Below are 22470 nucleotides of genomic sequence, written 5' to 3'. Positions count from 1 at the left end.
CTGTCTATACCGGACTCGACAAGTATCATGAGCGGCTACCGGATGTGCATCCGCGCAGGGAACGAGGTGGACCGTGCTCGACGAGGTGGACCGCGATTCCGCCGTGCCCATCTACCAGCAGCTCGAGGACATCTTCACCGCGAAGATCACCGGCGGCGAGTGGGCACCGAGCCAGCGGATCCCGTCCGAGAACGAGTTGAACCGGTACTACGGCACCAGCCGGATGACGGTGCGGGGGGTGCTCACCAAGCTCACCACCGACGGCCTGCTCACACGGGTCCCGGGCAAGGGGACGTTCGTCGCGCCGGAGAAGATCAACGCGGTGTCCCCCGCGTACCGCGGCATCCGCGAGCAGCTCGAGGTCCTCGGGTACGACATCAGCACCGACCTCGTGTCGATCGACCGGGGCCCGGCGCCGACCCGCGTGCGCGACCGTCTGGGGCTCGGCCGCGACGACGACGTGTTCGCGATCGTCCGCCTGCGCTCGGTCGACGGCAAGCCGCTGAGCGTGCACCGGTCGTTCGTGCCAGCCACCCTCGCGCCGACGCTCGACACGCTCGACGTGGTCGGCGAGCAGCTCTGCGTGGTCCTCGAGGACGCCTTCGACCTCGCGATGCACGACGTCGCCGAGGGGCTCGAGGCCGTCGCGGTCGCCGACGCGGATGCGACGCTCCTGGGACTGCGCCGCGGCGACCCCGCACTGCAGCTCACCGACGTGATCTCGGACCGCGTCGGCACGACCTTCGAGTACTCGACGATCGTCTTCCGCGGCGACCGGATGCGCCTGCAGTTCGACTACACGCGCCCCTGACCCGACCACTCCGCAGCGCCCGCGAGCGCTACCGGTCCACCTGCTTCGCGTACCAGCGGTCGGAGTACGGCTCGGCGTTGAAGGGTCCGACCCGCCGGTAGCCGAGCCGCTCGTAGAGGGCACACGCCTCGGCGAGCTCCCCGCGGGTGTCGAGACGGACCACCTCGATGCCCAGTTCCGCGCACGCCCGCTCCACGGCCGAGACCAGCTGCCTGCCGACGCCCCGTCCCCGGGCCTCGCCGCGGGTGAACACCTTGGTCAGTTCTGCGACGTCCCCGAGGAAGCGCGCACCGGCACACCCGACCGGCTCGCCGTCGTCGTCGAGTGCGACCAGGAGCACACCGGTCGTGCCCGTCAGGTCGTCGGACGGCTCGTCGCGGAGGGCCTGGTCGACCTCGTCCTCGGTCGCGGGCCGTCCGTACCACCGGGAGGCGACCTCGGTGGTGTACCGGCGGAGGATGCTCTCGGCGACGGGCTCGTCGGGATGCACGGTCTCGATCGTCAGCACGGGGCGAGCGTAGTGCTGGGTACCCGGTCCGTGCGGGCGTACATCGCCGTTCCGGGCGTACTTGACCGTTCCGGGCGTACCTGGTCAACTCGTGCACAACTGGTCGATCCAGGCGTACCTCGGCTTCCGTTCCCGCCAGGAACGCCCGATTCCGCCTTCCACCGCAGCCGCTCTGGGAAAGAACGGGCAGCGATGGGCCAGCGCGGCAGAGTGAGTCCATCCCGCCCCAGCCCACGCCGCGGGCCGCGCTCGGGCGGGCCGCACGCAGCAGTCCCGATCGCAGCCCCACCCGAGCGGAACGGGAAGTCAGGCTGCAGCCGCAGCCCGCAGGCCGCGCCGCCCGCGCAGCACCCCGGACGCCAACGCGATCCCGAGCAGCACCACCAGCCCACCCACGGGCTCGTTCCACCGCAGCGGCTCCCCGAGCACGAGGACCCCGAGCGCCACCCCGACCACCGGCGTCAGGTAGGTCACGGTCGAGGCACGCCCCGCGCCCCACGCGCCGACCAGGCGCGTGTTCCACGCGTAGGCCAGTCCCGTGCCCACCGCACCGAGCGCCACCATCGCGGCCACGATCCTCCAGTCCAGGTCCACCGGCCCGGTCGCGATGACCGGCGCGACCAGCAGCATGAGCAGCGCCGCCAGGGTGAGCTGCACCGTCGCGACCGTCGTCGGGTCCTGCCCGCTGCCGACGCCGAAGCGCCGGAGCCACGCCAGCCCGATGCCGTAGGACGCGGTCATGCCGAGCAGTGCGACCTGGCCGGGGACGGTGGCGAGCACGGCGGGGTCGCCGACCAGGTCCCACGGACCGACGAGCACGAGGACACCCACGATCCCCAGCACGACGCCGCCGAGCTGGCGGCGGCTGAGCCGTTCCGACGGCACCAGCACCGCGAGCGCGAGGAGCGTCATGATCGGCGTCGTGGCGTTGTAGATGCTCGCCAGGCCCGACGGCACGGTCTGCTCGGCCCACGCCATGAGCGAGGACGGGACGGCGTTGAGGAACACCGCGACGACGAACAGGTGTCCCCAGACCCGCCGCTCGCGCGGCCACCGTCGACGGGTCGCGAGCAGCACCACGACGAGCGTGAGGGCTCCGAGGACCGTGCGGACGGTGGCCACCTGCTGCGGGGCGAGCCCCTCGAGCCCGATCTTCGCGAAGAAGAAGCTCGAACCCCAGGTGAGGGCGACCAGGACGTAGAGGAGGGCGTTCACGAGCGCTAGCATCGACCACCGCCGGCCCATGTGTCGAACGAATGACCCGCATGACCCCATGAAGGAGACGCATGACCCTCTCCGTCCCACAGCTCCGCGCGTTCGTCGCCACGGTGGACGCCGGCTCGTTCACCGGCGCCGCAGCAGCGCTCGGTGTCGGTCAGTCCGCCGTCTCGCACGCCGTCGCGGGGCTGGAGCGCGAGGTCGGCGGACCCGTCGTCCGGCGCGGCGGCGCGGCGGTCGTCACCCCGCTCGGCGAACGCATGCTGGCGCACGCCCGCAGCGTGGTCGCCTCCGTCGACGCCCTGGAGGCCGTGGTGCGGCCCGCCACGGCGCGCGGCACCGTGCGCCTCGCCGCCGTCCCCACGGTCTGCCAGGGCCTGCTGCCGCGGCTCCGCGAGCTGTGGGCGGTGACGCTGCCCGACGTCGACGTGCAGGTCTACGAGGGCGACGACGACGAGATGGCCGAGTGGCTCGAGGCCGGGACCGTGGACGCGGCGGTGCTCGTCGACCCGTCCCCGGTCCCCGACGGCGGCGTCGTGGTGGCCCGCGACGAGATGGGCGCGGTCGTCCGGCGGGACCACCCGCTCGCGGGGACGGCGTCGATGAGCCTGGACGACCTGCACGAGGACGGCCTGGTCGCAGGCGGCGGTGGCTGCGAGCACCAGATCGAGCGGATGCACGAGCTCGCCGGGCAGCCGTTCCGGTGGGCGCACCGGGTCCGGGAGATGAGCACGATGTTCGGCATGATCCAGCGCGGCGAGGGGGTGTCCATCGTGCCGTCGCTCGGGCGCGTGATGCTGCCGGACGACCTCGTCATGCTGCCCGTCGAGCCGCGGTACGTGCGGACGCTGGTGCTCAGCGGACCGGCGTCGCGTCCGTGGCACCCGTTGGCGCAGGCACTGGTCGACGCGGTCTGACGGCCCACCCCCCGCTTCTCCGACCTTCGGACGATCCGCGCCGGCCCCGGTGTTCCTAGGCTCGAGGGCATGACGACGACCGTGATCCGTCCGCCCGTGCCCGTCGCGCGCCGCGTCTGGGCCGAGACGTGGCGGCTCGTGGTCGTCGTGCTCGTCGGGCTGTTCCTGTTCGCCACGGTCTGGTCGACGACGGAAGTCGACACGATCAGCGACAGCCGCCTCGGCGCCCATCTGCTCGTCGACTTCGCCGTCGGGGTCGTCGCCGTCGTCCTCGTACCGTTCCGTCACCGCGCACCGCTCCTCGTCGGCGTGCTCGTCGTCGCCGCCAGCACCGTCTCGACGCTCGCGGTCGGTGCGGCCGCGCTGGCCCTCGTGTCGCTCGTCACCCGTCGTCGGCCGCTGGAGATCGCGGTCGGCAGCGCCGCGCTCGTCGCCGCGTCGACGGCCGGCGAGGACCTGTTCCCCGACCAGGAGCCGACCCCGCTCTGGCAGGTCGCGATCGCGGCCGTCGTGTGCACCGCGCTGCTCGTCGCGATCGGCATCGCCATCGGGCAGCGGCGGGCCCTGCTCGACGGGCTGCGCGAACGTGCCGCCCTGCTCGAGCGGGACCAGCAGCTCCGCGAGGACCGGGCCCGCGAGCAGGAGCGCGCACACCTCGCGCGGGAGATGCACGACGTGCTCGGGCACCGGCTCTCCCTCGTCGCCCTGCACGCCGGGGCGCTCGAGTACCGCGGTCGCTCGCTCTCCCCCGAGGAGACCGTCGAGGCCGCCGGCGTGGTCCGTGCCGAGGCGCACTCTGCGCTGACCGAGCTCCGCGACGTGCTCGGTGTCCTGCGTGACCCGGCCGACGCGACGACGGGCACCGCACCCCCGCAGCCGACGCTGCGGGACCTGCCGGCCCTGCTCGACGAAGCGCGCCGCTCGGGCGCCGACGTCACGGGGACGACGGACCCGGCGAGCGCCGACGCACCGGACGCCGTCGGCCGGCACGCGTACCGGGTCGTGCAGGAGGGCCTGACCAACGCCCGGCGGCACGCGGCCGGGCAGCCGGTCACCGTCGCGGTGGACGTCGTGCGCGGGCCGGCGCTCCGGGTCCGGGTGACGAACCCGACGGCGCACCGTGCCGAGCAGGACACGGCGACGCCCGGCGCGGCTCCGGCGGGGCACGGCCTGCGCGGGCTGGCCGAGCGGGCGAGGCTCCTCGGCGGGTCCTTCTCCGCCGGTCGCGACGCATCCGGCACGCACGTCGTCGAGGCGGTGCTCCCGTGGACGGCGTGACCGCGCCCGTGCGCGTCGTCCTGGTCGACGACGACCACCTCGTCCGGGCCGGTCTCCGACTGCTCCTGAGCGGGGGCGACGGCATCGAGGTCGTGGGCGAGGCCGGCGACGGGCTGGAGGCCGAGGACGTCATCGCCGCGGCGGCACCGGGCGTCGTGCTGATGGACATCCGCATGCCCCGGTGCGACGGCCTGGTCGCGACCGAGCGGGAACTCCGGAAGCGTCCGGAGCTCGCCGTGCTGGTGCTGACCACGTTCCAGGACGACGAGCTGGTGCTCGGCGCCCTGCACCGGGGAGCCCGCGGGTTCCTGCTCAAGGACACGCCACCGCACGAGCTCGTCGAGGCGGTCCGGGCCGTGGCCGCCGGCCGGTCGATCCTGTCGCCGTCCGTGCTCGACCGGGTGATCGCGGTCGCCGCCGGGAACGGCTCCGGGCCGGGCGCCGGTGCGACCCCGACCGACGGTGCGCACGAACGGCGACTCCTGGCGACCCTGACCGAACGGGAGACCGAGGTCGCGCTCGCCGTGGCCGCCGGCGCCTCGAACGCACAGATCGCCGCCGACCTGTTCGTGACCCTGGCGACCGTGAAGACGCACGTCGGGCACGTGTACGAGAAGTTCGGCGTCGACAACCGGGTGCAGCTCGCCCTGGTCGTGCACGCCGCCGGCCGGGGAGCCTGAACGCCCGACGAGCGCCGTCGGCAGGATGGGCACGTGCCCGAGATCCACGTGAAGACGTTCCGCGACCCCGACGAGGCGACCGCCGAGGCCGCCGGACTGGCCTGGCTCGCCGAGGCCGAGGAGACCGGCGGCACCCGGATCGCCCGCGTCCTCGACCACCCGGAGCCGACCGTGCTCCACCTCGAGCGCATCCAGGACGGCAGCCCGACGAGGGCCCAGGCCGAGCGCTTCGGACGGTCGCTCGCACGGACCCACGCGGCCGGTGCCGCCCACTGGGGTGCGCCGTCGCCCGGGTTCCCGACGCGCGGGGGCCTGCGGATGGGCCGCTCGCGGACGCCGTTCACGAGCGCCGCCGACGCACCGGCGACCTGGGGCGCCTTCTTCGCCGAGTACCGCATCCGGGACTTCGTGCAGCGCATCGTCGACCGCGGTGGCTTCGACGCCGCCGAGGCCGCGGTGTTCGACCGCGTGGCCGACCGACTCGAGGACGGCACCCTCGGCTCGCCGCAGCCCGCGCTCGTCGGTGACGCACCGGCGCGGATCCACGGCGACCTCTGGGCGGGGAACGTGCTGTGGCCGACGGACGCCTCGGAGCCGACCGGCGCCGTGCTCATCGACGCGACGCCGCACGGCGGGCACGCCGAGACCGACCTCGCGCTGCTGGCACTGTTCGGGCTCCCCCGGCTCGAGACGGTGCTCGCCGGGTACGACGCCGAGTCGCGGTTGGCGGACGGCTGGCAGGAGCGCGTCGAGCTCCACCAGCTCGCGCCGCTGCTGCTGCACGTGTTCCTGTTCGGCGGCTCGTACACCGAGCACGCACTGCGCGCCGCACGCCGCTACGCCTGAGGGCCCTCGTGCGGGTGAGCACTGCTCGTCGTTTCGTTGACTTTGCGTTTACAGCGCTGTAAAACAGAGCGAGCGCGACGGAGCGCGAGAGGGAGCAACGATGGTCACCAGCAGGACGACGGCACGTGCGGCGCTCAGCCGCCGCGGGTTCCTCACGGGCGCCGCGGGCGGGATCGGCCTCGGCGCGCTGGCGCTCACCGGCTGTTCGGCGCCGTCCTCGGGCACCGCGGCGGCGGGCGGGACGACGCTGCGCTTCTACGAGCAGAAGCAGGAGGTCATCGCCTACTTCGACGACCTCCTCCGGCGGTTCGAGCGGGAGCACCGTGGCCTGCGGGTCGTCCACGACAGCACGACCGCCATCGCGCCGCAGTTCGTCCGCGGCGAACCGGCGGACGTCGGCTGCTTCAACGACAACCTCGAGCTCGCCCGCTACATCGAGCGCGGCGTGCTCCGCGACCTCGGCGACCTGCCGTCGGCGGGCAGGGTCCGGAAGAGCATCGACGGCCTGACGAACCAGTACGCCACCTTCGAGGACCGCACCAGCGTCCTGCCCTTCTCGCTCGCCGCCGCCGGCGTCATCTACAACAAGCGGATCTTCGCCGAGCAGGACCTCCCGGTCCCGACGACCTGGAGCGAGTTCGTCGACGTCTGCACGGCACTCTCGAAGACGGACGTCACCCCCGTGTACGCGACCGACCGCGACACCTGGACGCTGTGGCAGGGCCTGTTCGACTACTCCGTGGGGAGCCTGGTCGACACCGGGACGTTCTTCCGCAAGATGAAGGCGCTCGGCACGGACGTCGGACCCGACGCCGAGGTCTCCTTCGAGCGCGACTTCGCCGTGCCGATGGAGCGGGCGAAGACGATCTCGACGTTCTTCAACCCGGACCACGCGACCCGCTCCTACGCCGACGGCAACCTGGCGTTCGGACAGGGCAAGGTCGCGATGTACCTGCAGGGGCCGTGGGCGCTCAGCCAGATCGCACTCGTCGACCCCGACCTGCCCGTCGGGACCTTCGCGCTCCCCGTGTCCGACCACCCCGACGACCGGCAGGCCCGCGTCAACATCGACCTCGGGCTCTGGATCCCCACGACCACGACACACCTCGACGAGGCCCGGGAGCTCGTCGAGTTCCTCATGCAGCCCGACGTCATCAACGCCTACAACCTCGACAACCTCGCGTTCGCGACGACCGAGGACGCGGCTCCCCAGACCGACGAGCGCGTGGCCGGCCTGCAGCAGTACGTCGACAGCGGCGACTTCTACCAGGGCGCCGGCACCTTCATCCCCACCTCCATCCCCCTCGGCAACTACCTGCAGACGGCGATCCGCAGCGGCGACTTCGAGTCGATGCTGCGGCGGCTCGACACCGACTGGCGACGCCTCGCCGGCCGCTCGGCGACGGTCTGACCGCCGCGACCCCGGCACCGCCGACCAGGACCCCAGGAGCGCTCATGACCGTCCAGACCCCGCTGACCCCCGGCACACCGGACACCGGTGGACCCCGCCCCGGACCCGCGACCGTCGCGTCCCGCGTGCACCGACGCGTCGGCTCGCTGCGCCGCACCGAGGGCGTCTACTACCTCTTCCTCGTGCCCGCCCTCGTGCTGTTCACGGCGTTCGTCGTCGCCCCCGCGTGCGTCGGCGTCTTCTACAGCTTCACCGACTACCTCGGCTTCGGGCAGTGGCACTTCCTCGGGCTCGAGAACTACCGGGCGCTCGTGTCCGACCCGGCGATCCTCGGCTCGTACGGCTTCACCCTCGGCTTCGCCGTGGTGACGGTGATCGTCACGCAGGTGATCGCCCTGGCACTGGCCATCGCGCTGGCGAAGCGTGTGCGGTTCGCGAGCGGGCTCCGCGCCGTGTTCGTCATCCCGATGGTCGTCTCCGGCATCATCGTCGCCTACGTCTTCAACTTCCTGTTCTCGAACACCCTGCCGGCCCTGGCGACCGCGGTCGGCTTCGGCCCGCTGGAGCAGAGCATCCTCGGCGACCCGGACCTCGCCTGGCTCGCGATCGTCATCGTCTCGGCCTGGCAGACGATCCCGGGTGCCCTGCTCGTCTACACGGCGGGGCTGACCTCCATCCCGACGGACGTCTACGAGGCGAGCTCGCTCGACGGCGCCGGCGCGTGGAAGCAGCTCCGGTCGATCACGCTGCCCCTGATCGGCGGCTTCATCGTCATCAACACGGTGCTCGGCGTGAAGGGCTACCTCGGCGCCTACGACGTGATCGTCGGATTGACGAACGGCGGACCGGGCTCGGCGACGAGCAGCGTCGCGATGACCATCTTCACGGGCTTCACGAGCGGCGACTACGCCTACCAGATGGCCAACGCGACCGTCTTCTTCGTCATCACCGTCCTCATCTCGGTCCTGCAGCTCGCAGTGACCCGCGGAAGGAACCTCCGACTCGCATGAGCGCCATCGACACCCGGTCCCCCGCGACCGCCGCCGCACGCACCACGCCCGACCAGCCCCGCCGACGCCGGCTCGGTCGCGTCGACGTCCCGCTGACGATCGTCCTGGCGATCGCGTCCCTCACCGTCCTGGTCCCGCTCTACGTCACCGTCGCCATGGCGTTCAAGACGAGCGCCCAGGCCGTCGACGGCAACGCGCTGTCCCTGCCGTTCCCGTTCAACCCCGCCAGCTTCGCCGAGGCGTGGACGCTCACCCGCTTCCCGGTGTCGTTCTCGGTCTCGCTCGGCGTCGCCGCCCTCACCGTCGTCGCGACGCTGCTCCTCAGCTCGCTCGCCTCGTACGCGATCGTGCGGAACTGGCACCGCCGCTTCTTCCGCTGGTCCTTCGTCTACCTGCTCGCGGCGATGTTCCTGCCGTTCCCGGTGGTGGCCCTGCCGCAGATCAAGCTCACCGCGATGATCTCGCTCGACAGCCCGGTCGGCGTCGCGATCCTGCACGCCATGTTCCAACTGTCGTTCAGCGTGCTGCTCTACTCGGCGTTCCTGCGCTCGATCCCGGTCGAGCTCGAGGAGAGCGCACGCATCGACGGTGCCTCGACGTGGCAGATCTTCTGGCGCGTCATCCTGCCGTTGCTCGGCCCGATGAACGCAACCGTCGGCATCTTCGCGTTCCTCGCCTCGTGGAACGACTTCATGATGCCGTCGCTCATCACCGCGGACCCCGGGCTGCAGACGCTGCCCGTCGTGCAGAACATCTTCCAGAGCCAGTTCGGCACGAACTACAACGTGGCGTTCGCCTCGTACCTCATGGCGATGGCTCCGACGATCGTCGTCTACCTGTTCGCGCAGCGCTGGGTGATCAGCGGCGTGACGCAGGGTGCCGTCAAGAGCTGACCCGAGCCTCCCGTACCGACACCGGCCGGAACGGCCGAGACAGGACCGAACCGACGTGCACTCCCCCACCGACGGCCCCCTGCCCACCATCCGCCCCTTCCCGGGCTCCGACCCGGTCGCCGACGGCGACGCCGTCGTGCAGGGCGACCACTGGCGGATCACCGTGCTGTGCGACGGGCTCTTCCGCATCGAGTGGAGCGACGACGGCGGTTTCGAGGACCGCGCCTCGACCTTCGCGGTACGACGGCGCCTGCCGGTGCCCGAGTACACCGTCGTGCGGCGGGGCGACGGGGTCGAGGTGACCACGGACCGGGCCACCCTCCGGTACGACGGCCGGCCGTTCTCGGCGACCGGGCTGGTGGTCGAGACCTCGGGAGCGGACGCGAACCGGTGGCGCTGGGGCCAGGAGCCCCGCGACCTCGGCGGCACCGGCAGGACGCTCGACGACGTGGACGGGCGGATGCCGCTCGAGTCCGGCGTCCTGGCGCGCGACGGGATCGTCGCGCTCGACGACAGCGACTCGTTCCTGTTCGAGGACGACGGGTGGGTCGGTAGCCGCGTGCCGGGTCGCCGCGACGTGCAGGTGTTCGCGTACGGCCGCGACTACGACGAGGCCCTCCGCGCGTTCCACGCGGTGTCGGGACCACCGACGCGCCTGCCCCGGTGGGCGCTCGGGAACTGGTGGAGCCGCTACCACCCGTACTCGGACGAGTCGTACACGGCGCTGCTCGACCGGTTTGCCGAGGAACGCCTGCCCTTCTCGGTCGCGGTCGTCGACATGGACTGGCACCGCGTCGACTCCGTGCCGCCGCGCTTCGGCAACGGCTGGACCGGGTACTCGTGGGAGCCGTCGCTCTTCCCCGACCCGCCCGCGTTCCTGGCCGAGCTGCACCGACGCGGCATGCGGACCACGCTCAACCTGCACCCGGCCGACGGCGTGCGGGCCTTCGAGGACGCCTACCCGGCGATGGCGGCCGCGACCGGGATCGACCCCGACACCGAGCAGACGGTCGCGTTCGACCCCACCGACCCGGTCTTCCTCCGCGCGTACTTCGAGCACCTGCACCGGCCGCTCGAGGAGCAGGGCGTCGACTTCTGGTGGATCGACTGGCAGCAGGGCCGCACCTCCGGCATGCCCGGTGTCGACCCGCTCTGGGTGCTCAACCACTTCCACCTGCTCGACTCGGCGCGCGACGGCGGGGCCGGCATGACCTTCTCGCGGTACGCGGGTCCTGGCAGCCACCGGTACGCGGTCGGGTTCTCCGGGGACGCCGTCGTCTCGTGGGCCTCCCTCGCGTTCCAACCCGAGTTCACCGCGACCGCCGCGAACGTCGGGTACCCCTGGTGGAGCCACGACATCGGCGGCCACACCCGCGGAGTGCGCGACGACGAGCTCGCCACCCGCTGGGTGCAGTTCGGGGTCTTCTCGCCGATCATGCGGCTGCACTCCGCGAACAACCCGTTCATCCGCAAGGAGCCGTGGCTGTTCCCGGCCGAGCCCCGGGCCGCGATGGGCGAGGCCCTGCGCTTCCGCCACCGGCTCGTGCCGTACCTGCACACCATGAACCACCGAGCGGCCGCGAGCACCGCACTCGTCCGGCCGGTGTACCACCTCGAGCCGCACCGCGACGAGGCGTACCGGGTGCCGAACGAGTACGCCTTCGGGTCGGAGCTGCTCGTGGCCCCGATCGTCGAACCGCGCGACCCGGTGACGCTGCGGGGCCGGGCGCGGGCCTGGCTGCCGCCGGGCACGTGGACGGACGTCTTCACGGGCACGACGTACGCGGGCGACCGGTTCGTCGACCTGCACCGCGGGCTCGGCACGATCCCCGTGCTGCTGCGTGCGGGCGGGATCCTGCCGCTCGCGGCGCCGGACGAGTCGGACGCGACGGTGAACCCCGCCGCGCTCGAGGTGCTCGTCGCCCCGGGTGCCCCGGGCACGTTCACGCTCGTGGAGGACCGGGAGGAGCAGACCGGCACCAGCACCGGCACCGGGACCGGGACCGGCACCGGTACGGAGCCGGACGGCGGCGTGTGCCGGACCACGCTCACCTGGGACCACGACGCCGCCGTGTTCCGGATCGACCCGGCCGAGGGCGACCTCGGCAGCGTGCCGGCCCGGCGTCGGTGGCGCGTCACGTTCCTCGGGGCGCCCGCGGCCGGGCAGGAGGTCGACGCGGTGTCGGCCGACCGGTTCTCGGTCGACCTGGACGTCGCGACGGACGCCGGCGCGGTCCTGACCCTCGCGGGGGCGCCCGCGATCGGTGTGGACGCCCGCGACGCCGCACGGGAGCTCCTCGAGGGTGCCCAGGCGGGCAACGCGGAGAAGCTCACCGCGTGGGAGGTCGTCGACCGCGACGCACCCCGCGCCGACCGGATCGCCGAGCTCGAGACCGTCGGGCTGCCCGGGTCGCTGCGGAGCGCCCTGGTCGAGCTGCTCGGGAGCGTGCACCCCGGGGAGCGGTGACGGCGGCTGCTGCGCGGCTGCGGTCCGGCGGCGGCGGCACGTGCTGCGGTCCCGCGGCGGCGGCACGCCGTGCGACATCGCACGCGTCGATCGACACGTGCGATGTCGCACCATGCACGCGCACCGGGTGCGTGCGCACCGAGCGACATGCCGCGCGTCGATCGACACGCGGAACGTCGCAGACCGAGCCGGCAGCCCGTCCCGCCCGGCAGCCGCCCCGCCCGGCAGCCGCCCCGGCCGGCAGCCCGTCCCGCCCGGCAGCCGCCCCGGCCGGCACCCCGTCCGCCCGTTAGAGAGCCCGACCGCCGGTCGCGGCCCGCAGCCCCGTCGCCTACCCTGGTCCGGTGGCGGACGAGCAGGCGGACACCCCGGTCCTCGCGTTCTTCGACGTGGACAACACCCTCGTCCACGGTGCGAGCGCGTTCCACCTCGTGCGCGGACTCCGCGCCGCCCGCCTCATCACCCTGCGCGACATCGTCAGCGCCGGCTGGAAGCACGCCCGCTTCAAGGTCCGCGGCGAGAACGACCGGCACCTGGCCGCCGCGCAGACCCGTGGACTCGAGGTGATCACCGGCATCACGGTCGCCGACATGGCGGCGCTGTCCGACGACGTCTGGGCCCGCCACACCGAGCCGTCCGTGTGGCCCGAGACCGCTGCCCTCGCCCGCGAGCACCTCGCGAAGGGCCACCAGGTGTGGCTCGTCACGGCGACACCGACGTTCCTGGCCGAGGTGATCGCACGCAGCCTCGGGCTGACCGGCGCCCTGGGCAGCGTGTTCGAGGTGGAGGACGGCGCCTACACGGGCCGCCTCGACGGGGCGTTCCTGCACGGGGAGCACAAGGCGGTCGCCGCGCGTGCGCTCCTGGCCCGGACCGGCGCGGACCCCGCGCACTGCTGGGCGTACTCGGACTCCCGCCACGACATCCCCCTGCTGTCCCTCGTCGGGAACCCCGTGGTCGTCAACCCGGACCAGGGGCTCGCCGCGCACGCGCGGGCGGCGGGTTGGCCGACGGTGCGACTGCAGCGCGCGAGCATCCGGGAGGCCCGACGCCGGGTCCGACGGGAGGCCCCGGAGGCGTCGTCCCGGCACGGCGGCCCGACGACGGTCCGCGGGGATCAGTCGACCGAGCCGTCCGGGTAGGGCGCGCTCTCCCCCACCAGCAGCCGGTGGCCGACCGTCACCGCCCGTCCCTCGCCCGGGCGTCCCTCGATGCGCTCCTGCAGCCGGTCGAGCGCGGCCTCGGCGAGCGCGACCGTGTCCGGCGCGACCGAGGTCAGGCTCGGCACCAGGCTGGCGGCCAGCCCGATGGCGTCCCACCCGACCACCGCCACGTCGCGCGGCGCCTCGAGCCCCCGCAGGCGCATCGCCCGCAGGGCCCCGACGGCGGCGAGGTCGTCGCGGCAGAGCAGCCCGTCGATCCGGAGTCCGTCGTCGAGGGCACGGCCGAAGGCCTCCTCCGCCCCGCGGGCGTCACCGACCGCACGCGCGACCATGAGCGACGGGTCGACGGGCAGCCCGACCGCGGAGAGGCCGTCGCGGTACCCCTCCGTCCGGAAGGCCGAGGTGCGTGACTGTTCGCCCACCTCGTGGCCGAGGAACCCGATCCGGCGCCGCCCGAGGGCCGCGAGGTGCGCGACGGCCTCGGCCGCGGCCCGCACGTTGTCGATCGCGACGAGGTCCGCGCCGTCCGGCCGGACGTCCTCGCCGAGGAACACGACCGCGGTGTCGCCCCGTGCGTGGTCGATCTCGGTGGGCGTGAGCACCTGCGGGTGGATGACGACCCCGTCGACGACCCCCGCCTCGCGCCCCCGGACGGCGGACAGCTCGCCGCCCGGCGCCCCGGCGGTCTCCTCGAGCAGCAGCTGGTAGCCCCGCGCCGCGCACACCTCCGAGAAGACGTGCGCGAGCTCGGCGAAGTACGGCCGACGCAGGTCGGGGAACGCGAACGCGAGCATGTTCGTGCGGCCGGTGGCCAGGCTCCGCCCCGTCACGTTCGGTCGGTAGCCGAGCGCGTCGACCGACGTCTGCACCCGGGCCCGCATGGCGTCGCTGACGTGCCGGTAGCCACGGACGACGTTCGACACGGTCTTCATCGAGACGCCGGCGTGCTCCGCGACGTCCTGCAGCGTGACCCGGCCCACGCGCCCACCGTAGCGTTGACGATCTGTTTACAGCGCTGTAAATTGCCGGAGCATGAGCATCGTCGCCCCCGCGTCCTCCGCCGACGTCGCCGCCGTCCCCCTCGCCAGCCGGCAGGACGGCCGGTACCCCCGGCCGCAGGTGGTCCGCCGCGACTGGGTCGACCTCAGCGGGCCCTGGTCGTTCCGGCACGACGACGAGGACGCCGGGGCTGATGCCGGGTGGGCCGCCGGGGTGCCGTCGCCGCGCACCATCACCGTGCCCTTCCCGCCCGAGTCGGCGGCGTCCGGCATCGGGGACCCCGGGTTCCACCCGGTCGTCTGGTACAGCCGGACGATCGGCCACGACGACCTCGTGCGGGCCGGCCACGGCGCCGACCGACCCCGCGTCCTGCTGCACTTCGGCGCGGTCGACCACCGTGCCAGGGTCTGGATCGACGGCCGGTTCGTCGGCGAGCACGAGGGCGGGCACACTCCCTTCACGTTCGACGTCACGGCCCTGCTCGCCGAGACCCCCGACGGGGCCGGCCACGTGCTGGTCGTCCGCGCCGAGGACGACCCCGACGACGTCACGCAGCCCCGCGGCAAGCAGGACTGGCACGAGGAGGCACACGCGATCTGGTACCGCCGGACGACGGGCATCTGGCAGCCGGTCTGGCTGGAGGCCGTGCCCACCACCGCGATCGACGCACTCCGGTGGACCCCGGCCTCCCCCGCGTCGACGGCGCTGTCGGTCCGCTTCCGCGGCCGGGTGCCCGCCGGTGCCCGGCTCCGGGTCGCCCTCCGTTTCGACGAGCGCGACGAGGACCTCGGCACGACCGAGTGGGACGCCACCGCCAGCCGTCCGACCCTCGAGGTCATCGTGCCGGTCGCACGGCAGCGCAACGGCCAGGCCGAGGACGAGCTGACGTGGTCGCCGGAGACCCCGCGGCTCGTCGACGCGGTCCTCACCCTGGTGGACGGGTCCGGCGCCGTGCTCGACGTCGTCGCCAGCTACCTCGGCATGCGCAGCGTCGGCGTCGGCGGTGGCCGGTTCCTGCTCAACCGGCAGCCGTACCCGGTGCGCAGCGTGCTCGACCAGGCCTTCTGGCCGGAGTCGCACCTGGCCGCACCGCACCCGCTCGCACACCGGCAGGAGGTCGAGCTCATCAAGGCCCTCGGCTTCAACGCCGCGCGCATGCACCAGAAGATCGAGGACCCGCGGTTCCTCTACTGGGCCGACCGCCTCGGCCTCATGGTCTGGGGCGAGGCCCCCGCGGCGTACGAGTTCTCCCCCACGGCCGTGCGTCGACTCACCGCGGAGTGGACCGCCGCCGTCGAGCGGGACGCCTCGCACCCGTCGATCGTCACCTGGGTCCCGTTCAACGAGTCGTGGGGCATCCAGCACGTCGTCTCGGACCCCGCCCAGCAGGCCTACGCGCGGGCGCTCGTCGACCTCACCCGGGCCCTCGACCCGTCCCGGCCGGTGATCGGGAACGACGGCTGGGAGCAGCAGGACACCGACGTCGTGACGATCCACGACTACGAGGGCGACGGCGCCGTGCTCGCGGACACCTACCGCGACGACGCGGCACGCACCCGCGCGCTCGAGGGCCTCGCCCCGTCCGGACACCCCCAGTTCGTCGGTGGTGCCGTCGACCGCGGCCAGCCGGTGATGCTCACCGAGTTCGGCGGCGTCCGGTACCAGGCCGCCGGCCGGCGCACCGAGGGCTGGGGCTACACGGCGGCGGTCGACGGGGACGACTGGGTCGCGCGGATCACGGCGCTCTACGACGGGGTGCGGGCGAGCACGTTCCTGGCAGGGTCGTGCTGGACGCAGCTGACGGACACGATGCAGGAGACGAACGGCCTGCTCCACGCGGACCGGACCCCGAAGGTCCCGATCGAGCAGATCCGCCGGGCGGTGACCGGCCGCTGACGTCTTAGGAAGCTCCGAGGCGGTCCATCGGAACGGTCGACCGGGGACGGCGATGCTCAGCGTCATGACCACGTACCCGATCCCCGTGACCGACCGTCGCGACCGAGCGCACACGGGAGCGCCAACGCGTCGCCGAGCCCTTCCCCGGCTCTTCCTCGGTGAGCGGACCGACGCCCGTTGGCTCCGCCCGGCGTTCTGGCTGCTCCTCGTCGTCACCGCCGTCGTGTACCTCTGGGACCTCAGCGTCTCCGGGTACGCCAACACCTTCTACGCCGCCGCCGTGCAGGCCGGCACGAAGTCGTGGGAGGCGTTCTTCTTCGGCTCGCTCGACTCGTCGAACTTCATCACCGTCGACAAGCCCCCGGCGTCGCTCTGGGTGATGGTGCTGTCGGCTCGGCTGTTCGGGTTCTCGTCGTCCAGCCTGCTGCTCCCCCAGGCGCTGATGGCCGTCGCCTCGGTCGCGCTCGTGTGGGGCACCGTCCGACGGACGCTCGCCCGCCTCGGAGCCACGACCGCGAACGTCGGTGCGCTGCTCGCCGGCTTCATCGTCGCGGCGACCCCGGCGGCGGCGCTCATGTTCCGGTTCGACAACCCGGACGCGCTGCTCGTCCTGCTCATGACCGCGGGCGCGTACTGCACGGTCCGGGCACTGCCGAAGGGCAGCTGGCGGTGGATCGCCCTCGCCGGTGTCGCCCTCGGCTTCGCGTTCCTGACGAAGATGCTCCAGGGCCTGCTCGTCCTGCCGGCCTTCGGCCTCGTGTACCTCTTCGCCGCCCGCACGACCTGGGGCAGGCGCGCGATCGGCCTCGGCATCGCCGCAGTGTCGCTCGTCGTGGCAGCCGGGTGGTGGGTCCTCGCCGTGGCGCTCTGGCCCGCGGAGTCACGCCCGTACATCGGTGGTTCGACCGACAACACGGTCCTCGACCTGGTGTTCGGCTACAACGGCCTCGGCCGGATCTTCGGCGGCTCGGGCAACGGCGGCGGTGGCGGCGGCACGGGCGGCGGCACCGCGGGCTCGTCCTTCGGCGGCTCCACCGGGCTGAACAGGCTGTTCTCGTCCGAGATGGGCCTCGAGATCTCGTGGCTCCTGCCCGCGGCACTCGTCGCGCTCGTGCTCGGCCTGGTGGTCGTCGGCCGGCGGCACCTCGCCGACCCCGCCCGCGCCGGCCTGGTGCTCTGGGGCGGCTGGCTGCTCGTCACCGGACTGGTCTTCTCGTACATGTCCGGCACGATCCACCCGTACTACACCGTGGCGCTCGCCCCGGCGATCGCCGGCCTGGTCGGCACCGGTGGCGCCCTCCTCTGGCACGCCCGCGAGCGCATGACGGGGCGCCTCGGCCTCGCGGCCATGATCGGCGCGACGGCCTTCTGGAGCTGGTGCCTGCTGAACGAGAACGCGTCGTGGCTGCCGTGGCTGCGCTGGGTGGTGCTCGTCGGTGGTCTGCTGTCCGCCGCGGCGATCGTCGTCGGCAGTGTCCCCACTCTCCGGAAGCTCGTCACCATCGGTGTCCTCGCCGGCACGCTGTTCGGGCTGACCGGCACGACGGCCTACGCCCTCGCCACGACGACCGTCGCGCACTCCGGGTCGATCCCGAGCGTCGGTCCGGCGGGCAGCGGCTCCGGCGGGACGGGCGGGTTCCCTGGTGGCGGCGGCCAGCCGGGAGGCACGACCGGCCCCGGCGGGTCGGCCGGCGGCTCCGGAGACGGCGGGTTCCCGGGCGGCGGCCCGCAGGGCACGCAGGGCACGCAGCAGGACAGCACCGAGCAGGACGGCACCGAACAGGGTCAGGGCAGCGGCGGCCAGCCGCCGACCGGCACCGCACCGGAGGGCGCGACCGGCGAGGTGCCCGCGGTGCCCGACGGCGCGACCTCCTCGGACGGGTCGGGGACGAGCCTCCCGACCGGCGGCACGGGCGGCGCGACCACCTCCTCCGCGCTGACGAAGCTGCTCGCCGCCTCGGACGCGAAGTGGTCCGCCGCGGTGAACGGCTCGCAGTCCGCCGCGCAGCTCGAGCTCGACACCGACACCGCCGTGATGGCCATCGGCGGCTGGTCGAGCGACCCCGCGCCGACGCTCGCCGAGTTCCAGGCCTGGGTCGCGGCCGGCGACGTCGGCTACTACGTCTCCTCCGGTTCCGGCGGCGGCATGCGCGGAGGGTCCTCCACCGCGAGTGCCATCCAGGAGTGGGTCGCCGCGAACTACGAGTCGACGACCGTCGGCGGCCAGACCGTCTACGACCTGGGCGCGTCGGAGTGACCGGCGACGAGGACACGGCGGCAGCTAGGCTCCGGGGCATGTCGGACCGACCGCTCCTGCGCGCCGACGGCACGCCCGCCCGTGTCCTCGTCGTCGACGACGAGCACGCGCTCGCCGAGGCCGTCGCCCTCGCGTTCGCGGGCGACGGGTGGGCCGTGCGGGCCGTGCACCGCGGGCGGGACGTGCTGTTCGCGGCGCGCGAGTTCCAGCCCGACGTGGTCGTGCTCGACGTGATGCTGCCGGACATCGACGGCTTCGAGGTGCTCGACCGGCTCCGTGATGCCCGCGACGACGTCCGGGTCCTGTTCCTCACCGCGCGGGACGCTCCCGAGGACCGGCTCGCCGGGCTCACGGGCGGCGGGGACGACTACCTGACGAAGCCGTTCGGCATCGAGGAGCTGCTCGTCCGGGCGCGGATCCTCGCTCGGACCACCGCGCGGGTGGCGCTGCACGGCGGCTCGGTCGGACTCGTCGTCGGTGACCTGACCGTCGACGAGGACGCCCGCACGGCCACCCGCGGCGGCGAACCGCTCGACCTGACCCCGACCGAGTACGAACTCCTCCGACACCTCGCCCGCAACCAGAACCGCGTGCTCTCCCGCGACCAGCTGCTGGCCAACGTCTGGGGCATGGACTTCGGCGCCGCCTCGAACCTCGTCGACATGTACGTGTCCTACCTGCGGAAGAAGCTCGACGTCGGACGCGAGCCGATGCTGCAGACCGTCCGCGGGGCCGGGTACGTGCTGCGGCCGGTGCCGTGAGCGGTCCCGGAGCGGCGAGCCGCGCCTCCCGGCCGGGTCGTGTCCCATCCCTGCGGTGGCGGGTCGTCGCCGCGGTCGCGCTGCTGCTCGTCGCGACGAACGTCGTCGTCGGCGCGGTGACCGTGGTCGCGTACCGCGGGTACCTGGTCGGCCGCCTCGACGCGGAGCTCGCGACCGCCGCCGGACGGACGCCGGGGGGCGACGATCCGGGAGGGGTGCCCTCGGGGCCACCGCCCGGCTCCTCCGGATCCCAGGACCCGGAGAACCGCTTCATCGGGGCGCCCGGGCAGGCAGCCGACACCGTCGTGGCGATCCTGCGCGACGGGGACGCCGTCCTCGCCGGGTACACCGACAGCGCCGGCGAACAGCACCGGCTGACCGCGTCGCAGCGTGCCGTGCTCGCCGACGTGACCCCCGACGCGGACCCCGCGACGATCACGCTCGGCGCGCTCGGGACCTACCGTGCGCAGGCCGTCACCCGCGGCGGGGACGTGTTCGTGACGGCGCTGCCGCTCGGTGACCTGCAGGCCTCGATCGTCCGGCTCGTCGTGCTCGTCGGCGGCGTCACCCTGCTCGGGCTCGTGCTCGCGACGTGGGTGCTCGCGCTCACGGTCCGTCGGTCGCTCCGGCCGCTCGAACGGGTCGCGGCCGTGGCGTCCGACGTCACCGCGCTCGACCTCGAACGCGGGGACCCCGACATCCCGGTCCGCGTCGCACCCGCGGACCTGCGGGCGAACCGCGAGGTCGGCCAGGTCGGCACCGCCCTGAACCGGCTGCTCGGACACGTCACCCGTGCCCTCACCGTCCGTCGTGACGCCGAACGGGGCATGCGCACCTTCGTCGCCGACGCGTCGCACGAGCTCCGGACGCCGATCGCCACGGTCCGCGCCTACGCCGACCTCTCCCGGTCGTCGGACGACGTCGACGACCTGCACCGGAACGCGGAGCGCATCGGCACCGCGGCGGTCCGGATGGGCGACCTCGTCGAGGAGCTCCTCCTGCTCGCCCGGCTCGACGCCACCGCGCTCGCCTCGGGTCCGGCACCGGTCCGCGAGGACGTCGACCTGACGGCGCTCGTCGTCGAGGCGACCGTCGACGCCCGGACGACCGCTCCCGACCACCGCTGGGTCCTGCAGATCGCGGACGACCACCCGCTCGAGGTGTCCGGTGACACGGTGCAGGTGCGCCGGGTCGTGACGAACCTGCTCGCCAACGCCCGGACGCACACCCCGGCGGGGACGACGGTCGTCGTCTCGCTGCAGGAGGTGCCGGGCGACGACGGAGCGCTCGTGCGCCTCGTCGTGGCGAACGACGGACCGCCGATCGAGGCGGACGTCCTGCCCACGCTCTTCGACCGGTTCACCCGGGGGACCGCCTCGCGCTCGCGGGAGCACGGGACGAGCGGTCTCGGGCTGGCGATCGTCCGCGCGGTCGCCGCGGCCCACGGCGGGACGGTCCGGGTGGCGTCGGAGCCCGGGCGCACGGCGTTCACGGTGGACCTGCCGGCGGCCCCCGGACGGGCTGACGGGTACGCTGCGGTCACCGACGGACGGGGGACGCGATGACGCAGCGAGACGGGGCACCGGGGGCCGGAGCCCAGCGGTACGGACACCTGCCGGAACGGGCGCGGCCCGAGGACCTGGTGGTCGAGGTCCCCGCGTTCGAGGACGACCGCCCCCAGCCCGAGCCCGAACCGCCGGCGGCCGCACCCGAACTCGTGGCGGCGACGCGGTTCGCGCAGGCGTCGCACGCGGTCCCGACCATCCGGCGGACGCAGCTCCGTGCCGGTCTGTGGATCGCGGGGGTGCCGATCGCCGCCCTCGCCGTCATCGCCGTCGTCCAGGTCCTGCTCGGCGACTGACCGCTCGTCGGCGTCGGCGTCGGCATCGGCCTCGGCGTCGAACCGCAGAAGGACGACGCGCTTCTTAGGGCCACCACAGGCTGCTGCTGCGGGGCGCATCGGGGCGCTGCCGAACCTGATCGGCATGACGCACGCGGACCAGACCCTCGACATCGACATCGTCGTGCCCTGCCACGACGAACAGGACACGCTCGCCGCCCACGTCCGGCGACTGCACCGCTTCTGCAGCGAGTCGTTGCAGCACTCGTGGCGGATCACCATCGCCGACAACGCCTCCACCGACGACACCGCCCGGATCGCCGACGACCTCGCGGCCATGCTGCCCGAGGTCCACGCCGTGCACCTGGCGCGCAAGGGTCGGGGGCGGGCGCTCAAGGCGGTGTGGAACGACTCCCCCGCCCGGGTGCTCGTCTACGTCGACGAGGACCTGTCCACGGACCTCGCCGCACTCGAGCCCCTCGTCGCACCCCTGCTCTCCGGGCACTCCGACGTGGCGATCGGCACCCGGCTCGCGGGGTCCTCGCGGGTGGTCCGTGGCGGCAAGCGCGAGTTCATCTCCCGCTCGTACAACCTGCTCCTCCGCAGCACGATGGGCGTCTCGTTCTCCGACGCGCAGTGCGGCTTCAAGGCCGTCACGCGCGAGACCGCCGACCACCTGCTCCCCCTGTGCGAGGACGACGCCTGGTTCTTCGACACCGAGCTCCTCGTGCTCGCCGAGCACGCCGGACTCCGCATCCACGAGGTACCGGTCGACTGGGTGGACGACGTCGACTCCTCGGTGCACATCGCGTCCACCGCGACCGAGGACCTCAAGGGCATGTGGCGCGTCTCCCGCGGGCTGGCGACCGGCCGGATCCCGATCGCCCCGGTGTACGACGCGATCGGCCGCCGCCCGTTCACGACGCCGCACGTCGGGATCCTCGGGCAGCTGCTGCGCTTCGGGGCGATCGGCGTCCTGTCGACCGTGGCGTTCGCCCTGCTCTACGCCCTGTTCCGGCCGGCGGTCGGTGCGCAGACCGCGGACTTCCTCGCGCTGCTCGTCACGGCGATCGGGAACACCGCCCTCAACCGTCGCTTCACGTTCGGCGTGCGGGGTCGTGCCGGCGCGGGACGCCACCACGTGCAGGGGCTGGTCGTCTTCGGCATCGCCTGGGCGATCACCTCCGGATCGCTCGTCCTGCTCCACGCGACCACGCCGGGGGCGTCGCACGGCGCCGAGGTCCTGGTGCTCACCGCGGCGAACCTCGTGGCGACGGGCGTGCGGTTCGTCCTGTTCAAGGCGTGGGTGTTCCGCACGCGTCGGCGTCCCGTGCTCGTACGTCCGGGCGACACCCCCGCGCCGGTCGCGGGCGCTGCCGGTCCGAGCGCGACCGCCGCGGCGTCCGAGTCGGGGCCCCGGCACGTCGACGAATCGGAGGACCGGCGGATCGACGAGCCTGCGGCCTGAGCCGCTCGGGCCGGCGGGCGTCACGCCCACGGGCGTCACGCCCGCCG

At 73.5% G+C, this 22470-nt stretch carries 19 protein-coding genes; 16 read left to right on the top strand and 3 right to left on the bottom strand.

Annotated elements, in window-relative coordinates; genetic code table 11:
- Nucleotides 1-73: 73 nt before the first annotated feature.
- Entirely contained in the window at nt 74-811 is a 738-nt protein-coding gene (locus tag QUG92_RS14010) for a GntR family transcriptional regulator (RefSeq protein WP_182047098.1), read from the top strand.
- 28 nt (nt 812-839) lie between these two features.
- Here the strand turns inward: QUG92_RS14010 and QUG92_RS14005 are convergent, their stop codons facing one another.
- Both QUG92_RS14005 and QUG92_RS14000 read right to left on the bottom strand, forming a co-directional pair.
- Nucleotides 840-1319, bottom strand: coding sequence for a GNAT family N-acetyltransferase (locus QUG92_RS14005; RefSeq protein ID WP_289459517.1), 480 nt, complete (start codon nt 1317-1319; stop codon nt 840-842).
- 306 nt (nt 1320-1625) lie between these two features.
- On the bottom strand, nt 1626-2534 hold the full coding sequence (locus tag QUG92_RS14000) for a DMT family transporter (protein WP_289459516.1): 909 nt from the start codon (nt 2532-2534) through the stop codon (nt 1626-1628).
- A gap of 71 nt (nt 2535-2605) precedes the next feature.
- Here QUG92_RS14000 and QUG92_RS13995 point away from each other — a divergent pair, with 71 nt between their 5' ends.
- The 9 genes from QUG92_RS13995 (at nt 2606) to QUG92_RS13955 (ending at nt 13181) form a co-directional block, all read left to right on the top strand.
- Nucleotides 2606-3454, top strand: a complete 849-nt coding sequence (locus QUG92_RS13995) for a LysR family transcriptional regulator (RefSeq protein ID WP_069713570.1) — start codon at nt 2606-2608, stop codon at nt 3452-3454.
- Nucleotides 3455-3523: 69 nt separating this feature from the next.
- Entirely contained in the window at nt 3524-4732 is a 1209-nt protein-coding gene (locus tag QUG92_RS13990; RefSeq protein ID WP_289459513.1) for a sensor histidine kinase, read from the top strand.
- Nucleotides 4720-5412 carry a response regulator transcription factor gene (locus tag QUG92_RS13985; RefSeq protein WP_289459511.1) on the top strand — a complete coding sequence of 231 codons (693 nt, stop codon included), beginning with the start codon at nt 4720-4722 and terminating at the stop codon, nt 5410-5412. The genes QUG92_RS13990 and QUG92_RS13985 overlap by 13 nt, the downstream gene beginning before the upstream one ends.
- 33 nt (nt 5413-5445) lie before the next feature.
- Nucleotides 5446-6258, top strand: a complete 813-nt coding sequence (locus tag QUG92_RS13980) for a fructosamine kinase family protein (protein ID WP_289459509.1) — start codon at nt 5446-5448, stop codon at nt 6256-6258.
- 100 nt (nt 6259-6358) lie between these two features.
- Entirely contained in the window at nt 6359-7669 is a 1311-nt protein-coding gene (locus QUG92_RS13975) for an ABC transporter substrate-binding protein (protein ID WP_289459507.1), read from the top strand.
- A 44-nt stretch (nt 7670-7713) separates the two neighbouring features.
- Complete coding sequence (locus tag QUG92_RS13970; protein WP_289459505.1) at nt 7714-8679, top strand: carbohydrate ABC transporter permease; 966 nt, start codon at nt 7714-7716, stop codon at nt 8677-8679.
- On the top strand, nt 8676-9572 hold the full coding sequence (locus QUG92_RS13965) for a carbohydrate ABC transporter permease (RefSeq protein WP_289459504.1): 897 nt from the start codon (nt 8676-8678) through the stop codon (nt 9570-9572). The genes QUG92_RS13970 and QUG92_RS13965 overlap by 4 nt, the downstream gene beginning before the upstream one ends.
- A 55-nt stretch (nt 9573-9627) precedes the next feature.
- Nucleotides 9628-12039 carry a glycoside hydrolase family 31 protein gene (locus QUG92_RS13960; RefSeq protein WP_289459502.1) on the top strand — a complete coding sequence of 804 codons (2412 nt, stop codon included), beginning with the start codon at nt 9628-9630 and terminating at the stop codon, nt 12037-12039.
- A gap of 344 nt (nt 12040-12383) precedes the next feature.
- Nucleotides 12384-13181 (top strand): HAD family hydrolase, encoded by a 798-nt coding sequence (locus QUG92_RS13955; protein ID WP_289459501.1) that lies wholly within the window; start codon nt 12384-12386, stop codon nt 13179-13181.
- Here the strand turns inward: QUG92_RS13955 and QUG92_RS13950 are convergent.
- Nucleotides 13157-14182, bottom strand: coding sequence for a LacI family DNA-binding transcriptional regulator (locus QUG92_RS13950; RefSeq protein ID WP_289459498.1), 1026 nt, complete (start codon nt 14180-14182; stop codon nt 13157-13159). The two genes, QUG92_RS13955 and QUG92_RS13950, sit on opposite strands and share 25 nt — an antisense overlap.
- Nucleotides 14183-14234: 52 nt before the next feature.
- Between QUG92_RS13950 and QUG92_RS13945 the strand changes: the two genes are divergently transcribed.
- From QUG92_RS13945 to QUG92_RS13920, 6 genes are all read left to right on the top strand, one after another.
- Nucleotides 14235-16097, top strand: coding sequence for a glycoside hydrolase family 2 protein (locus QUG92_RS13945; RefSeq protein WP_289459497.1), 1863 nt, complete (start codon nt 14235-14237; stop codon nt 16095-16097).
- Between the two features lie 64 nt (nt 16098-16161).
- Entirely contained in the window at nt 16162-18354 is a 2193-nt protein-coding gene (locus QUG92_RS13940) for an ArnT family glycosyltransferase (protein WP_289459495.1), read from the top strand.
- A gap of 38 nt (nt 18355-18392) precedes the next feature.
- Nucleotides 18393-19115, top strand: coding sequence for a response regulator transcription factor (locus QUG92_RS13935; RefSeq protein WP_289459493.1), 723 nt, complete (start codon nt 18393-18395; stop codon nt 19113-19115).
- Nucleotides 19112-20680 carry a sensor histidine kinase gene (locus QUG92_RS13930; protein ID WP_289459492.1) on the top strand — a complete coding sequence of 523 codons (1569 nt, stop codon included), beginning with the start codon at nt 19112-19114 and terminating at the stop codon, nt 20678-20680. The genes QUG92_RS13935 and QUG92_RS13930 overlap by 4 nt, the downstream gene beginning before the upstream one ends.
- On the top strand, nt 20677-20976 hold the full coding sequence (locus QUG92_RS13925; protein ID WP_182047301.1) for a hypothetical protein: 300 nt from the start codon (nt 20677-20679) through the stop codon (nt 20974-20976). The genes QUG92_RS13930 and QUG92_RS13925 overlap by 4 nt, the downstream gene beginning before the upstream one ends.
- 124 nt (nt 20977-21100) lie before the next feature.
- Complete coding sequence (locus QUG92_RS13920; protein WP_289459490.1) at nt 21101-22423, top strand: glycosyltransferase; 1323 nt, start codon at nt 21101-21103, stop codon at nt 22421-22423.
- The last annotated feature ends 47 nt before the right edge of the window (nt 22424-22470 follow it).

The sequence above is a fragment of the Curtobacterium citri genome, from assembly GCF_030362955.1.
Taxonomy (GTDB): Bacteria; Actinomycetota; Actinomycetes; order Actinomycetales; family Microbacteriaceae; genus Curtobacterium; species Curtobacterium citri.
The sequence above is the reverse complement of the archived record's forward strand: the minus strand, read 5'-3'. Positions and strand labels throughout refer to the sequence as shown.